Consider the following 14,985-nt stretch of genomic DNA (forward strand, 5'->3'; position numbering starts at 1 on the left):
CGTCAAAACCACGGTGAATACTATATAGCGTGATGATCGTGAGCCCGAGGATCAAAAGGTGCGAGCTAATGCTTACCATTTTCGTTTTCCATTTTTGCTGATGCGAATTGTCAATCCGACGAAATCAAGCCGGGACAATCAAGCAAGAGTGTTCGGGGCACGATGTCCGAACAGCGGTGCTTACAAAGCTGAAGACGCCTACATTGCCGCCTGAAAAAAATGGTCGGCTATTCGGGAATTCGTCCGAACAGTCCGAACGCTTAGCGCTTAGCCAAGATCGCTGTGTCGGTCTGGATCGCTTCCGTAGGTCCGAACTACGCTCTCGTTCGCGAACTGTGTCAATGTCACAACGAGACTCGATTGTGATTGACAAGCTCGTTTGTACCCTTGATATTCCTCGAACCACTTTTTGAAGTAGCTGGATGCCGTGGAGGGGGCAATTTTGGCAGCGATTGCTAGTTGATTTGATCCGATTGGTTCCCAATTCAGTACCGAACCATTCTCGTATTGATGGTGATGAATCAGAGCAGACTTAAACAACTCTTCCTTTGACTCGTTTTTTGTTCGTTCTGGATGTTCGGTTTGCAAGATCGTTTCACTGCATATCGCGCCAGGTTTCGCGTGGCGCTCAACGACCGTGCCAGACTGAGTCTCTGTTTCCCATTGACCAATTGCGTACTTCGCTCGTTTTTTCCGAGAAAAATGAATAAGCCGTTTTCGCAGCGTCACCCATTTCGGCCAAGTTTTGTCAGTAGTCTCAGATCGAACTAATCCCAGAAAGTCATTTACTTCGTCGGTCAATTCAGGTTCATCCAAAAGCAACGCAAGTTCTTCCCCCTTCTTCGCGACAAACTCTCCGTCGGAAGCGAGCTGCGGGGCAAGGTCAGATTTTTGACTCCGAGAGTTTTGAAGATACGCCTCAACGCGTTTCAAACTTGCTCGATCAAACATAGTGTCAGCGGCGTCGCGGAAGCGAGGGATCAGGCCCGACACAAGTTCGTCGTGAATTTCCACTGCAATTGGAGACGTTGGCGGATTCTGGATTGCTAACCTTTTCGCCTCAGCAAACTGTAAATCAGTTAGGACGTCGAATTGATGCCGCCAGGAATCCAATGTTCCGTCGCCACCATTTTGTGAGAGACGGCAAGATTTCCACGGAAGCTCCGACGAGCCCAAAAGAAAACCGCTGATCTTGCCAGCAGCCCGCGTTAACTCGCCTGGACGCCCTTCAGTCCCAAACAGCGACCCTGGATGGCAACAACCAGAGAGACTGGTTATCAGATTGAGCGGGTCTTTAGCGTGGTCGTTAGTCCAGCTCTGGTAGCAAGGTTCGGGCAGCAAACAATTGACATAGGTCCAGCGACAACTGCTCAAGAATGAATCGCTAAAGCGAATGACGTCGAAGCCATTGTTGCTAATGACTGTCGATTTCGCCGCCTCGACGTAATGTTCCAAATTTGGAAAGCTTCGTGCGGAACTAAGGGCTTGCTCAGATCCGGCTAAATGGTTTTCCCAAAATCGCTTGCGCACATAAACGCCTGCACGCCATCGAATCCAGTCTGAATCCTCCGCCGAGAACGGCTCGTCGCGAAATCGCTCGGCAATAGGGCTGTGATCTTTGCCAGTAATTCGGTCGATCGTACTCGCAATCGTAAACCAAACGCTCTTTATCATCGTCTGGTAGTCAGTCAAAGCGTCCAAAAGAGACTTGCGAACTGTTTTCATGGTCAATTTGGTGCCCGGATTACGAAAAGAGCCTGACCATCAATTCTGAGGATATGGCAGAAGGTTGCAGCGATTGTCAGAGACAGACTCCAAGGTGGCAAGATGATCGCCGCTGAACCATTTGTGGCAATCGCGGAGTCTCGCTTCAACGCACCTTGGGCTGCAATCCCTCCCGCCGTAACTCATCTAGCTCCTCTTGTGAAAAGCCTCGACGAAGTGGTCGATAAGGGAAGAACTGAAGGCAAAGATCATGTGGTTCGCCGTCGTAGTCGGCTGGTTCGATGATGGTGTCGAGCAGCGATTGCAGAGGGGGAGACCAGAACACTCCCGTTGTCCTGGGAGCGGTTGGGTGTGCTTCGACCATTAGCAGCTCATGCTCTTGGTGGCCTAACATCTCAATCGTCACGACAACGTGTTTTACCGTGTTGAATACGGTAACGAAATCAAATCTGGCCTCCTCGTGTTTTTGTTCGACTTCTCGCACGACGTCGGAAAATCGTTGACGAAATAGTTCACCCGACTCATTGTGTTCCGGATATGCAAAAACGATGCTCCCAGCTTCGCAGAGACTGCTGAACAAACAAAACACGTTTCGTCTGGCGAACGCACCAACAATTCCGACTGATTCAAGGTTGGGATCAATGACAGCGTACAGCGTGTCTGGTTGCCAATGAACACCGCTTTGATCCACGTACAAACCGCAGAAACTACCACCAACACCATCTTCGAGCAAATAAGAATGGATGCCGTAGCTCTGAACTAACGCAAGTGTTTGAACGAGATGCCGTGCTGAAATGTCTGGAGTGGAACGAATTCCTTCGAGGCACTTATTCGTGAGATCTCGAAAAGCATCCCCTATACTGCCAATCTGTGCCGAGTCTGCATTCCAACATACAGTTCCGTCTTCATCCTCGTTGAACACGGCGAGTCTTGGCGAGCTTTCAACCGTGTACGCCATCAATGCCTTGACTTGCCTTTTGAGAGCATCGTCTCGCGTCGCGCTTTCAAAAGCAGTCTGAGAATCTTGCCCGTCAGCAATCTCGGATCTCATGTGTTCAATCATCCGATGACCGGCAGTGACACTTCCGGAAAACGTGACCGCACATGGACCGAGATCGTACAGTTTGAGAGTAGCTTCTTGGACGTGCCTTCCCGCTTGCCGTCCTTCCAGTGACGCGTGTTTTTCACCAAACGACGATTGCGATAGACGCGGCGATTCATTTGATTCAACAGCGGAATCCGCGACGAGGTATACGGCTGACTTAGATTTCCATCCAAAACAGTATGTCATTAGAGTATCTCGGAGAATTACGAACGAGCATACGCTTATCGCACGGGAATGTGCGGGACCGCGTCGCCCGAATAACACCGTCGATGGCAGGTGTAATTATCGCTGTTTCGTTGCCTCGGTCGAGGGTATCTACTACCGTTCTGTTCAAATTCTCGCTGACCCATCCCAAGAGTTATGGCATTTCGGTGCGTACACTCCCCAACAATCAGCCGAGCAACGTCAATGTTTAATACGAACACTGGTTCATTTAAAGAAGTCTAGAGAAAGACGCTCAAATGACCGGTCTCGGTCGCTTGTTCCTAGGGGTAATGAGAGGTGCGACCTCAACCAGCCTTTTATATAGCTTGTGGAAGTGCAAGACTATGCCAGTTGGTGATCCTACGACGCCATGGCCGAACAGCTTTCTTGGCACTTGCGGCAGCACTCGACGCACTTGTCCATATTGCCGACCTTGTCGCAACTGTCTGCACATGCTTTGCAGATCTCGGCGCAGGCTCGGCAATACAACGCGTGGTGATCGCTGTTTCGGCTCATGAAGTCGACGCAGGCTGCACAAGCGGCGATGCAGTCGAGCATCAGCTTGACGTGATTCTGGCCGACGTGGTCGCCGCCTTCGGATAGACAGTGGCTGGTAAGCATGTCAGCGCAGGTCGTTTGGCATTCTTGGCAGTTTTCAATGCACTCTTTCATGGATGCGGTTGCAGTACTCATTCGTTTCTCCTTTGAAAATTGTCGATGCGGCCCCGTTGCCGCTGCCTAAGCGGTATGCAACTTGCATACCACTACGGGGTATATTGGAGAATGACTTTTTGACAGCCTGGAGAAATCATGGACCACGCCAGCAAACACGAGACTTCATTGCCGGTCGCCGATCCGTCAGTGCAAATTGATCCGGTTTGCGGCATGAAGGTGCCTGCAGACAGTCCCCGTTCGGCGGATTTCGAGGGCAAACACTATGTTTTTTGTAGCGATGGTTGCCTGAAAAAGTTTCAAGATTATCCGGCGGGCGTGCTGGCGAAGCGATCGCAAAAGGAGGCATCGAGCGGTTCGTCTTGTTGCGGTGGAGAAACGGCGATTCAGATCGGAGAACCCCCGACCGCGTCTTCGTGCTGCGGTGGTCACTCATCGACCAAGGCGAGCGATTCTCCCGCAGACCCCGAGGCGATCTACACCTGTCCAATGCATCCGGAGATCGAGCAGGTTGGGCCGGGCGATTGCCCGATTTGTGGGATGGACTTGGAGCCGAAGGTCGTCGCATTGGATGACGAGGGTGAAGATAAACAGTACGCCGACATGAAACTTCGCTTTTGGGTGGGCGTTGCGTTGTCGGTGCCATTGCTCGTGATCGCGATGGGGCCGATGGTGGGTTTGCGGGTCGCGGATTGGATGAGTCAAAACGTCTTTGGCTGGTTGCAGTTGGCTCTTGCGACGCCGGTTGTGTTCTGGTGTGGATGGCCCTTGTTGGTTCGCGGAGCCAAGTCGTTTCGCACGATGAACTTGAACATGTTCTCGTTGATCGCGGTGGGAACGTTAGCGGCCTATCTGTTCAGCTTGGTCGTCGTGTTGCTTCCCGGTGTGATCCCAGAGGCGTTCTTCGAGAACGGTGTTCCACCTCTGTACTTTGAAGCGGCAGCAGTGATCATCACGTTGGTGTTGCTTGGGCAAGTGTTGGAATTGCGAGCACGCCAGCAGACGGGCGGAGCGATTCGCGAACTCATGAAGCTTGCTCCCGATACGGCTCACCGAATCACTGACGATGGCGAGGAAAATGTCTCGCTCGATGCAGTACACAAGGGCGATCGGCTGCGAGTTCGTCCTGGTGAGAAAGTTCCGGTCGATGGGAAAGTTATTAGCGGGTCAAGCAGCGTTGACGAGTCGATGTTGACGGGCGAGCCGATGCCGGTGAAGAAGGTGGAAGGTGACGAAATCACGGGCGGGACATTGAACCAGACCGGTGCGTTGGTGATGGAAGCCGTCGGTGTTGGCGGTGACACGGTTCTGAACCGCATCGTGCAAATGGTTGCGGACGCACAGCGGAGTCGTGCTCCGATTCAGAAACTGGTCGATGTGGTCGCGCGTTACTTTGTGCCGGCGGTGATCGTTTGTTCGATTGCGGCGTTCATCGGCTGGGCGGTGTTTGGTCCGGAGCCGCAACTGGCTCATGCGTTCGTAGCGGCCGTTGCGGTGCTGATCATTGCTTGCCCGTGTGCGTTGGGGCTGGCGACGCCGATGTCGGTGATGGTGGGCGTTGGCCGTGGTGCGAAGGAAGGCGTGCTGATCAAGAACGCTGAAGTCCTCGAAGTCATGGAGAAGGTTGACACGATTGTCGTCGACAAGACGGGCACACTGACCCAGGGACGACCGGAAGTGACAGGCGTCGAAACGTTTGGTGACTGGAATGAGAACGATTTGTTGACGTTGGCTGCGGCGGTCGAAGCGCAGAGCGAGCATCCGTTGGCTCAGGCGGTCGTTCGCCGAGCGAAGGCGGACGAACTGCAGCTTGTTGAGGCAAGTGAATTCAACAGTATCACCGGTGGCGGAGTTCGAGCTCGCGTCGATGATCATAATGTGTTGATTGGCAAGGCTGACTTGTTGGACGAACAAGGCATCGAGGGCGTCGATGCGGGGCGAGACAAAGCGGGATCGTATCAGGCCGAGGGTGCGACGGTTGTGTTCGTGGCGATCGACAAAAAGTTGGCGGCAATTCTCGCGATTACTGACCCGATCAAGGAGAGCACGCCGGCAGCGCTAATGACATTGCATGAACTGGGATTGAAAGTCGTGATGTTGACCGGTGATGCCGAGCCGACTGCGAAAGCCGTGGCGACAAAGCTGGGCATCGACGAGTTTCATGCTGGCGTTTCGCCCGAGGAAAAGCATGACTTCGTTCGTAAGTTGAAGAAGGAAGGCAAGACAGTTGCGATGTGTGGAGATGGGATCAACGACGCTCCGGCACTCGCCGAAGCGAACGTTGGCATCGCCATGGGCACGGGGACAGGCGTTGCGATTGAGTCCGCTGGTGTCACGCTTGTCGGCGGCGATCTGCGCGGTGTGGCTGCGGCGGCGAACTTAAGCCGCAAAACGATGAGCAACATTCGTCAGAATCTGTTCTTCGCGTTCATTTACAACGCACTGGGAATTCCGGTCGCTGCTGGGTTGCTGTATCCGATCTTCGGCGTGTTGCTCAGCCCCATGATTGCAGCGGCAGCGATGAGTTTTAGCAGTGTGTCGGTGATTGCGAATGCGTTGAGATTGCGGGCAGCCAAGCTCACATAGTTCCGATTGGTCGATTTGCGACCAGCGCATAGGCTCGGTAGACCGTACAACTGGACCCCTTTTCCGCAAATGACCTCCAGAAAGTTCACTGCAAAGATACCCCTCGCAGGTATCCTGCCGATCTGAAAAGCAAGCCGACATGCCGCTGCTCAGATCAAAGGAGTGATTTCAGTGCGATCGTTTTTGTTTAAGTCCGGACTGTCAGTCATTGCGACTGCCGGAATGTTTTGTTCCACCGCCACTGCCCAAATGCCTTCGATGGGCAGCACGGCTTCGCCGATCGGTCGCACATATACACCACCACCGCCAGTGCCATCGGCACCGTACGGACTTGATCAGCTCGATCAGGGAGTTGAAAGTCGACGGTTTAAAGTTGAAAGTCAGCAGTCGGCAGTTGAAAGCTCGGATTCGGCTTTCAACTCTCAACCCTCGACACTCGACTTTCAACAGTACCAGCTAGATGATTTCCTGACGTTGGCGGCTCAGAACAATCCCACGATCCGTCAAGCTCAACTGCAGATTTCAGCACAGACCGCCAAGGCATTGCAGGCCGGTCTATATCCCAACCCGATCCTGAACTACATCGGCGAACAGATCGGAGTTGATGTCGAAGGCGACAAGGATTCGCCGGGCGAGTTTCAAGGCATGACGGTGAGTCAGCGTTTTGTAACCGCCGGCAAGTTGAAACTGAGTCGTGAGAAATACATGCGTCGCGCTCATATCTCCGAGCACCTCGCGATGGCTCAGCAATTCCGCGTGTGCAATGACGTTCGCATCCATTTCTTCCGAGCGCTAGCAGCTCGCGAAATCGTCGAACTGCGAAAGGAATTGTTGAAGACGGCCGAAGACGGTGCCGTCACTGCTCGCGAGCTTTACAACCAAGGCCAAGCAACACGGCCACAAGTTCGCAAGTCAAGCATCGCACTACAGCGTGCTCGGTTGGACGTGCTGACTGCCGAGAACCACTACCGCGAATCTTTCCGGCGGTTGGTGGCGATCGTTGGTGTCGATCTGACTGACGGTATTGTTTCGGGCGAATTGATGCCGCAAGGTGATCCGCTTTCCTATCAAGAAGCGATGTCGTTGGTGTTGACGGAAAGTCCAGAACTTGCCGCCGCCCGAGCGAAACTGGCAGCGGACCGTGTCACCGTCCGACGCGAACAAGTTGAGTGGGTGCCGGACATCGTTGCCGAAGGCGGAGCCGGATACAACTTTGAGGCCAAGGAAACAACCGCTGCGGCAGGCGTGTCGATCGAGTTACCCGTGTTCGATCGCAATCAGGGAACGATTCGCCAAGCTCAACTGGATTACCGACGTCAACAAGAAGAGATTCGCCGTACCGAGTTGATGCTCGGGCAGCAGATGGCGAACGTCTATCAGCAATATCTGACGGCACTGCAAATCGCAACGGAATACGATCGGGTGATCATTCCCGAAGCCGAATTGGCATACCAAGAATTGCTCGAAAGCTACAAAGCAAACCGAGTTGATTGGCCGACGGTTCTGGACGCACAGATGGACTACTTCGATTCGCGCCTGACACGTGTGCAACAACTCGAACAAGTTCGCACCAACGAAGTGCTCGTGCGAGGATACCTACTGCACGGCGGATTGATGGCAGCACCCGGCCCGACGCCGCCGGGTCACATCGACGCGGTTGCCAAACCTCGGTGAGAGTTGATAGTTTAAAGTCGAAGGTTGAAAGCTTGAGTTATTGTTCGAGGCTTCGTTTGAGGCCGCTTAGCATTTTGGAGATTTCTTTGGACTGTGCGTATAGCTTATTGGCTTCATCTTTGGGGATGAACCCTTGTCGCTGGGCAATATGCAGTTGTGAGACAATTTCCATCAGCGAGCCGAATGCGAGTTGTATGAATCTGGCAAAATCTTTTTTTGATTCTCGACTACTTCCTTCAGCGATGTTGGACGAAACGGAGACAGCCGCTCTTCGCATCTGATTCGCCAAACCAAATCGCTCGTAATCAGGGAAATCCTTCGTCAGTCGATACACCACATCCGCCAAATCCATTGACTTCGACCAAACATCCAACTTCTCAAAACCAAACATCACAACAGCTCCCGTAGCGTAAAGAAAATAAACAACTACCACAACCTATACCTCCATCTTTCAACTCTCAACCTTCGACCCTCAACTATCCCATGACCAGTCCAGAAGATCGCCGAAAGTTTCTCAAAGCAGGCTCCATCGCCGCGGCCACCGGTTTCGTTGGAAACTTGCTTGGCCGAAATGCGTCAGCTCAACAGCCCATGAACCATCAGGAAATGAATCACGGTTCGGCGATGCCCGCTCCAATCGGCAACGCATCGGCTGAACCAAACATCCCGGACTCATCGAACGTGCAAACCGAGTACGACGGTTTCTCGCGGTTCAAGCCCAGTCGCGGGCTTGATCCAGACTCGGACTATTACATCGGCAAGCTGGTTCCAGGGTTTCGCAAGGCCGAGGATGGTCCGGCACCGTTTGAAGCTCCCGACATTCCGAAGCTGCCTTACAAGATGGATGGCGGCGTGAAAGTGTTTGAACTCGTGCCGATGGCGGTTCAACAGGAATTCCATCCCGGCGTGAAGATGAACGTCTACGGTTACAACGGTAGCATGCCCGGCCCGACGATCGAAGTCACGCAAGGCGACCGTGTTCGCATCATCGTGACCAACGAATTGCCGGAAGATACGTTCGTGCATTGGCACGGTTTTGAGCTACCCGTTCAGTATGACGGAGCCGCCACGTTGACACAGAACCCCATCAAGCCTGGAAAGACGAAAGTATTTGAGTTCGACATCCATGAAGAAGGCACGTTCTTCTATCACTCGCATGTTGCGATGCAAGAAGCGTTTGGGCAAGTCGGATGGTTCATCGTCCATCCCAAGAAAGTCTTCGATCCGCCGGTGGATCGCGATTTCGGATTGCTGTTTCAGAACTTTCACATTCCGCCGACGCACACGATCAGCGATTCGTGGTCGATGGACTGGAATTGGCACACGATCAATGGCAAGAGTGGCCCCTACACGACTCCGTTGGTATGCAAACATGGCGAGCGTGTTCGTGTGCGACTGTTGAACTTCGCCCCAATGCAACACCACCCGGTCCACTTGCACGGACACACCTTTTGGGTGACCGGTCACGAAGGGGCTCGCATACCCAAGAGTGCCTGGGTTCCGCGTAACAACGAGCTAGTCGGCGTCGCTCAAGCTTCAAGCTTCGAGTTCATCGCCAACAACCCCGGCGATTGGATTTTCCATTGTCACATGATCCATCACATGATGAACCACATGGTCAAACAAGTGGGACCGCGAATGCGCGATGACGCTTCGGTCGATCAGTACCTCGCGAATCTCAGTAGCCGTCCGCAGGTCGACGCTTCACGAAGCGACAAATTCGCGACGCCTGGCTACCCACAGAAGATGCAGGGCATGGAGATGTCCGAGGAATTTATGAAAGCGATTTGGAGTCGAAAAGAAGTCCGCGGAATGCGAGCGAATTACGCGATGTCGGTCAAGGGATTGATGACCGTGCTGCGAGTTCTGCCAGACGATCTGTATGAGTTGGTAATGAACAGCGACCGGCCAGTTGAAAAAGGTGCGGTATTTGCTGAAATCGTTCGTCGTTTCGGTGACCCTGGTAAATACGAAGCTGCGCCCAAGATGATGATGTGAAGCGGACTAACCGCGGAGCCGTTTAGAGGGTAAAATCGGGTACTCCGCGAAACCAACCTGACTAAAAGTCTCCACGAATGCTCTCAGACGACGAGAAAAAGAAGCTCAACAACCGACTTCGACGTGTCATCGGACAAGTCGAAGCGGTTGGTCGTATGATCGAGGATGAGGAATACTGCGTCGATATCTTGATGCAATTGTCCGCCGCGACGGGAGCACTCAACAAAGTCGGCCAAATTGTCTTGGAGCAGCACATCCGCACCTGCGTCAGCGAGGCGATCAAGAGCGGCAGTGCCAAAGACCGTGACGAGAAGATCGAAGAGCTGATGACGGTCTTTCGGAAGTACGGCGAGTGAAAAATTAGCGTGATGAATTGGTTCTTGACTACTGGCGGGTTTCTGATGACCTGCCTTGGCGTCTGGGAAACCTTCATGGCAGTTCTGCATCCTCGTGCAACGGTTGGCCCAATCACGAAAGGCATCAATCGTGGCTTTCACTTTTTAGTCCGAACGCGAATGTTCGCTCATCCGCGAGTTTTGGTTTACTGCGGACCGGCGTTGATCGTGACGCAAGTGTTGTGTTGGGCGACGTTGCTGTTGATTGGCATCAGCCTGGTCGTGTGGCCTCAACTCGGCACGGGCATTACGGCTACCGGATCGACACCGACGGATACTGGTTTTGCGAGCGCGGTGTACTACGCTGGCTTCACGATCACCACATTGGGTGTGGGCGACTTGGTGCCGCGAACGCCAGCGATGCAGTTCTTGACAATCACCGCTGCCGGCTTGGGGTTCAGCTTCTTTACGCTCGTTCTCGCCTATGTCATTTCGGTCTATTCAACCCTGGCCCGTCGCAACCAGTTTGCCAACGAAATTGAGTATCGCACCGGACGAACGGGCGACAGCCTTGGCTATTTGCGAGCGTATCTGACCGAGAGCGATCCTTCGTTGGTCAACCAAGACCTATACACGATGTCGTCGAACATGGCGGACTTGTTGGAGTCGCATCATTTCTATCCGGTCCTGCATTACTTTCGATTCAGCGAACCGCGGTATGCGATGAGCCGAATGCTGCGATTCTGTTTGGAGGTTTCTTCAATGATGCGAGCGGCGCGGCAGGTCGATACTGCCAGGCCCGCCGCCAGTGCCGAGGCTGTCGATCGGCTTTGGCACGCTAGCATGCAGATGCTGGAGGAGACCAAACGGCATTTCGTGATCTGTCACTCGACGTATGACGTTCCCGACCCACGGTTGGCGATCGAGATTTCGCGGTCAATCGGCGACTCTGACGACTTATTGGACAAGCTAAAAGCCGCCTTTGTCGATCAGCAATCCGAGTGGCTTCACGACCTGAACGCGCTTGCCGTTTGCACCAGAAGCGAACCCCTAAAAGAATCCTGAAATCTTTTCGCGAAGTCGTGAAGAAACGTCGGGGCCGTGCATCCAAAGAGCATCAAAGAAGAGATTCCCTCAGTGGGAGTCCTTTGAAAGCTCTTGGAACTGTCCGCCATGAACCGTCGTCACACCAACCCTGCCACTCGATTGTTTGCTGCTTTTGCAGTAATCGCGGTGCTGTTGGCGTCCTCGCCGGCCGCTCGGGCAGGATCACACGACGCGAAGCCTTGCCCTCATGCGTGCTGCCAATCGCAGCCGGTCGGGCACAGTTGCTGTGACGGCGAAACGTCGAACGAATGCCCTGCGATGGCTTCGTGTGAGACCAAAGTCTGGTTGCCGCCGCGAACTTCTGGCGACGATCCGTCGCCTCGCGGCTTGGATCGCAGCGACTTCTTGCAGATCATCTGGAAGACCGAATCGGTCGCTCTTGGTCGGCCGGATTCTCTTGTCCGTCCCAACTCTCTGATTGATTGGCACGTTCGTCTTCAGATTTAGCGGTTGGCTCTGCTTCGACCTGCGAAGCCAGACCCAATTCAAAAAAAGAAGATGTTTCTGTTTCCCAATCGGTGCATGTCGATGTCGGCTGCGCCATCAATCCTGGAGTTTCCAAAATGTTAGCGACTGTATTCTCTGCTGTTCTGTTCGCCGTTTCCTTCGTCCCCGCTGGCAATGTTGACACTGCCGCCTCGGCTGGGCCGACGTGTCGTGCGAAGCACGCATACTGCTGCACCGTCCAAGCGGCGTGCTGCGGCAAGAAAGCTGAAACGACAGCAACCACTGACGAAGTGGCGAACGCGACTTCCCAACCCACGTGCTGTGCCAAGCGTGCCTATTGCTGCTCGGTGAACGCACGATGCTGTGGGAAGCACGCTGGAACGAACACTGCAACCAGCGACGTCGTCAGCGCGGCCGGTCAACCGACCTGCTGTGCGAAGCGAGCGTACTGCTGCAGCGTCGGTGCTGCCTGCTGCGGAAATGGATCGGCAAATGCAACAGAGGTCGAGCCTGCTGAACTCAGCTAATCGCTTCTGATTCCGTTCGATCCCACATCAGCCGGGCGAGCCTGAACACTCGCCCGGCTTCTCTGTTTAAGGTGCCGTCATGGACACATTCAAACACCGATGGCATCAGTTGCCGATTAGCCGGCAACTGCTTGTCCTCGTCAATGCGATTCTCTTTGGGTTTGTCGTTCTGTTTCTTGTCGTTGACTACCGCGTGAGGATGGATCGGCATTTGAACGAGAAGCAGATCGCGTTGACCGAAGAAGCTAAAACTATGTACGAGTCACTGTTGGTCGCTGAACCCCACGGCGTCGAGGCGATTCAAAATCTGGTTGACAACGTCTGCGCTCGAATGAATACCGACGATTCGCCCGGTCACCATATTGCTGCGGATTGGCGAGGGCTTCCGTACCAGGCTGTCTCGCATGGGCATGCTTCCGACGAAATGCTCCTGGCAATGCGGTCGGCAGCTGATTCAACCGTCGCCAGATCAAACGCCACCGGCGCGCTCGTTGTCGGGTCTTTCACTGGACCAGCGGGCACTGTTTACATATCCGAGAAACGTTCAGCAGTCGTGGGCGCAACACGCCGCTCGCTGTTGATCCAGATGTTCGGAGTCTTATTGCTGGGAGGGATTACCGCCTTTGTGGTCAGCGCGGTATTGCGGCAATTGATCGCCAAACCGATCCAAGGCTTTGTTTCGGCGCTGCGGAGTGTTGCCGCCGGAGACCTAAGCGTGATTGCACGTACGAGAAGCTGTCGAGAACTGAGTTATCTCGCCGATCAAATCAATTCGATGACTGAGGCACTGGACCACGCTCAGCGCGACCATCGCGTTCACATGGAAAAGGCACGCCAGATTCAACAGAACTTACGACCGACGGTGAATGGCTTGGTTGGAATCGACGTCGCCGAATTGTTCGAGCCGGCCGACGATGTTGGCGGTGACTACTACGACGTGATTCCATTGTCCGATGGACAGTATCTACTCTGCGTCGCGGACGTATCGGGACACGGCGTGCCGGCCGCGATGGCGGCGACGTTGTTGAAGGCGTTTGTGTCGGAAGCGGCAAAGAAATCGTCCAGCCCTGCCCAAATCCTGACAGATGTCAACGAGCGTTACTGCGAGTACGTGATGATGGGACACTTTGCGACCATGACGCTACTGGTCGTTGACCCGAAAAGGAGACAACTGACCTACGCCAATGCTGGTCATGAACTGCCGTTCTTGCAGATTGGAAGCGAGACGCCAGTGCGATTGAACGTGGGTGACTTGATCTTGGGCGTCGAGGACGATACCCACTACAGCGAAGAAACAATCCAGCTCGGCGATGCGTCGCGTTTAGTCATTGTTAGCGACGGAGTGACCGAGGCGTTCGACCCTAGTGAGGAGCAATACGGCACCGATCGAATCGAGCAGTTGATGAACACGGTCAAACGCTGCAACGCTCGCGAACTGGTTGATGCGTTTGAATCGTCCATCGAAACATTTCGCAAGGGTCGCAAGGCGTTCGATGACACAACGCTATTGGTGGCTCAGTTAACTTGAATGGGCTGCGGTATCGTCGCCGACATACCTTCCGATTGTGAATCCAATATCGTTTGGAAGCGTCGGGTAGGTTGCTCGACTGAGCGGCCCGATACGAAAGAACGACGCTTGACCAACTTTACGAAACTGCATGCGCTGAACGGCCTTCAAAGCGTTCTGGTTGGAACCCTCAGTTGTTAGTACTAACGTATGCATTCCATTATCTTGCAACTGGTCAGCCATCTGGCTCAAGATCGCCGCATATAGTCGCCGTCCTCGGTAGGCAGGAAGAACCAAGACTTGGAATACGAAAGCGGCTTCGTCGACGAGTTGGATTGGCAGACCAGTTGCGGGCTTGCCGTCGTGGTTCATTTCACCAGTTATGTTTCCAAAGGCGACCCAAGCGAATCCGGCGAGTGAATCGGCTTGGAAGGCTGCGAAGCATTTTGCTGCGCCGGCGTCCAGCATTTCCAAATCCCGTTCTGGGATCGCGTAATCCAGTTCGGATGCGTGTTCGCGTAGACGCTTGGATGAACACGAACAGATGTCGTATTCGCTCGGCGTTGGCGTTCGCGGCATCTTGTCGATCGGCGACTGATAGAAATGACAGACATTTGCAATCGCAAAACGCCGGACCACTCGATACGCCAACCAACGTGTCGAGCGTGTGGATTGAGTCTTCATGGCAGAACTTGTTCCCGCGTTAGTGGCAGCAGCTTCCGCCGCCCGATGAGGGGAGAGAGGAAACTGAAGTGGGAGCGGTTGAGAACGAGTTTGCTGCGGGCGGTTGGTCGTCAGTGTCGAAATCAATCGCCGTGTCGTATTGAATATAAGCGGCAGCTTGCTCGGCATATTGCTGAGCGGTCATTGCCGGTTCGTCTTTTCGATTGCCCAGCCAGGGCAGCGATTGGCATCCGGCGGAAAGTGAGAGGTTCAAAGCGAGCGCAGCGGTAGCGCAGTATTTCCATAGCGATTTCATGACGACTTCCTTGTCGTGAGTTGAAAACAAAAAGGCAGGGACGGCGTGGTGACGTCATCACTTGCGTGAATCAGCCGCGACACCGCCCCCGCGTGTGTCAGAAAGAGAGCGAGCAATTC

General features: G+C 54.0%; 15 protein-coding genes. 8 read left to right on the top strand and 7 right to left on the bottom strand.

All coding sequences use genetic code 11. From position 1 onward, the window contains the following. Positions 1–267 precede the first annotated feature (267 nt). From Pla100_RS11335 to Pla100_RS11345, 4 genes are all read right to left on the bottom strand, one after another. Positions 268–1,725 (bottom strand): hypothetical protein, encoded by a 1,458-nt coding sequence (locus tag Pla100_RS11335; RefSeq protein ID WP_146577825.1) that lies wholly within the window; start codon positions 1,723–1,725, stop codon positions 268–270. A gap of 145 nt (positions 1,726–1,870) precedes the next feature. Beyond that, on the bottom strand, positions 1,871–2,776 hold the full coding sequence (locus tag Pla100_RS11340; protein ID WP_146577826.1) for a hypothetical protein: 906 nt from the start codon (positions 2,774–2,776) through the stop codon (positions 1,871–1,873). Between the two features lie 8 nt (positions 2,777–2,784). Beyond that, the gene (locus Pla100_RS30685; RefSeq protein WP_231602960.1) at positions 2,785–2,955 is read right to left on the bottom strand and encodes a hypothetical protein; all 171 of its coding nucleotides are present in this window, start codon (positions 2,953–2,955) and stop codon (positions 2,785–2,787) included. Between the two features lie 439 nt (positions 2,956–3,394). Continuing rightward, entirely contained in the window at positions 3,395–3,727 is a 333-nt protein-coding gene (locus tag Pla100_RS11345; RefSeq protein WP_146577827.1) for a four-helix bundle copper-binding protein, read from the bottom strand. A 117-nt stretch (positions 3,728–3,844) separates the two neighbouring features. Between Pla100_RS11345 and Pla100_RS11350 the strand changes: the two genes are divergently transcribed. Together Pla100_RS11350 and Pla100_RS11355 are read left to right on the top strand one after the other, a co-directional pair. Next, on the top strand, positions 3,845–6,292 hold the full coding sequence (locus Pla100_RS11350; protein WP_146577828.1) for a heavy metal translocating P-type ATPase: 2,448 nt from the start codon (positions 3,845–3,847) through the stop codon (positions 6,290–6,292). Positions 6,293–6,514: 222 nt separating this feature from the next. Beyond that, on the top strand, positions 6,515–7,966 hold the full coding sequence (locus tag Pla100_RS11355; protein ID WP_231602961.1) for a TolC family protein: 1,452 nt from the start codon (positions 6,515–6,517) through the stop codon (positions 7,964–7,966). A gap of 37 nt (positions 7,967–8,003) precedes the next feature. On the opposite strand, the gene Pla100_RS11360 is transcribed toward Pla100_RS11355, so the two are convergent. Next, entirely contained in the window at positions 8,004–8,399 is a 396-nt protein-coding gene (locus Pla100_RS11360; RefSeq protein WP_231602962.1) for a four helix bundle protein, read from the bottom strand. Positions 8,400–8,449: 50 nt separating this feature from the next. Here Pla100_RS11360 and Pla100_RS11365 point away from each other — a divergent pair, with 50 nt between their 5' ends. The 6 genes from Pla100_RS11365 (at position 8,450) to Pla100_RS11390 (ending at position 13,908) form a co-directional block, all read left to right on the top strand. Beyond that, the gene (locus tag Pla100_RS11365) at positions 8,450–9,964 is read left to right on the top strand and encodes a multicopper oxidase domain-containing protein (RefSeq protein WP_146577829.1); all 1,515 of its coding nucleotides are present in this window, start codon (positions 8,450–8,452) and stop codon (positions 9,962–9,964) included. Positions 9,965–10,041: 77 nt separating this feature from the next. Next, positions 10,042–10,320, top strand: coding sequence for a metal-sensitive transcriptional regulator (locus Pla100_RS11370; protein WP_145283216.1), 279 nt, complete (start codon positions 10,042–10,044; stop codon positions 10,318–10,320). Between the two features lie 159 nt (positions 10,321–10,479). After that, on the top strand, positions 10,480–11,364 hold the full coding sequence (locus Pla100_RS11375; protein WP_231602963.1) for a potassium channel family protein: 885 nt from the start codon (positions 10,480–10,482) through the stop codon (positions 11,362–11,364). 108 nt (positions 11,365–11,472) lie between these two features. Next, positions 11,473–11,853 carry a hypothetical protein gene (locus Pla100_RS11380; RefSeq protein WP_231602964.1) on the top strand — a complete coding sequence of 127 codons (381 nt, stop codon included), beginning with the start codon at positions 11,473–11,475 and terminating at the stop codon, positions 11,851–11,853. A gap of 116 nt (positions 11,854–11,969) precedes the next feature. After that, entirely contained in the window at positions 11,970–12,380 is a 411-nt protein-coding gene (locus Pla100_RS30690; protein WP_197167858.1) for a hypothetical protein, read from the top strand. A gap of 79 nt (positions 12,381–12,459) precedes the next feature. After that, complete coding sequence (locus tag Pla100_RS11390; protein ID WP_146577830.1) at positions 12,460–13,908, top strand: PP2C family protein-serine/threonine phosphatase; 1,449 nt, start codon at positions 12,460–12,462, stop codon at positions 13,906–13,908. Here the strand turns inward: Pla100_RS11390 and Pla100_RS11395 are convergent. Then, positions 13,900–14,571, bottom strand: a complete 672-nt coding sequence (locus Pla100_RS11395) for a GNAT family N-acetyltransferase (RefSeq protein ID WP_146577831.1) — start codon at positions 14,569–14,571, stop codon at positions 13,900–13,902. The two genes, Pla100_RS11390 and Pla100_RS11395, sit on opposite strands and share 9 nt — an antisense overlap. Positions 14,572–14,590: 19 nt before the next feature. Continuing rightward, a complete protein-coding gene (locus Pla100_RS11400; protein WP_146577832.1) occupies positions 14,591–14,866 on the bottom strand; it encodes a hypothetical protein in 276 nt (91 codons plus the stop codon). Positions 14,867–14,985 lie beyond the last annotated feature (119 nt).

It is taken from the genome of Neorhodopirellula pilleata (genome assembly GCF_007859915.1).
GTDB lineage: Bacteria > Planctomycetota > Planctomycetia > Pirellulales > Pirellulaceae > Rhodopirellula > Rhodopirellula pilleata.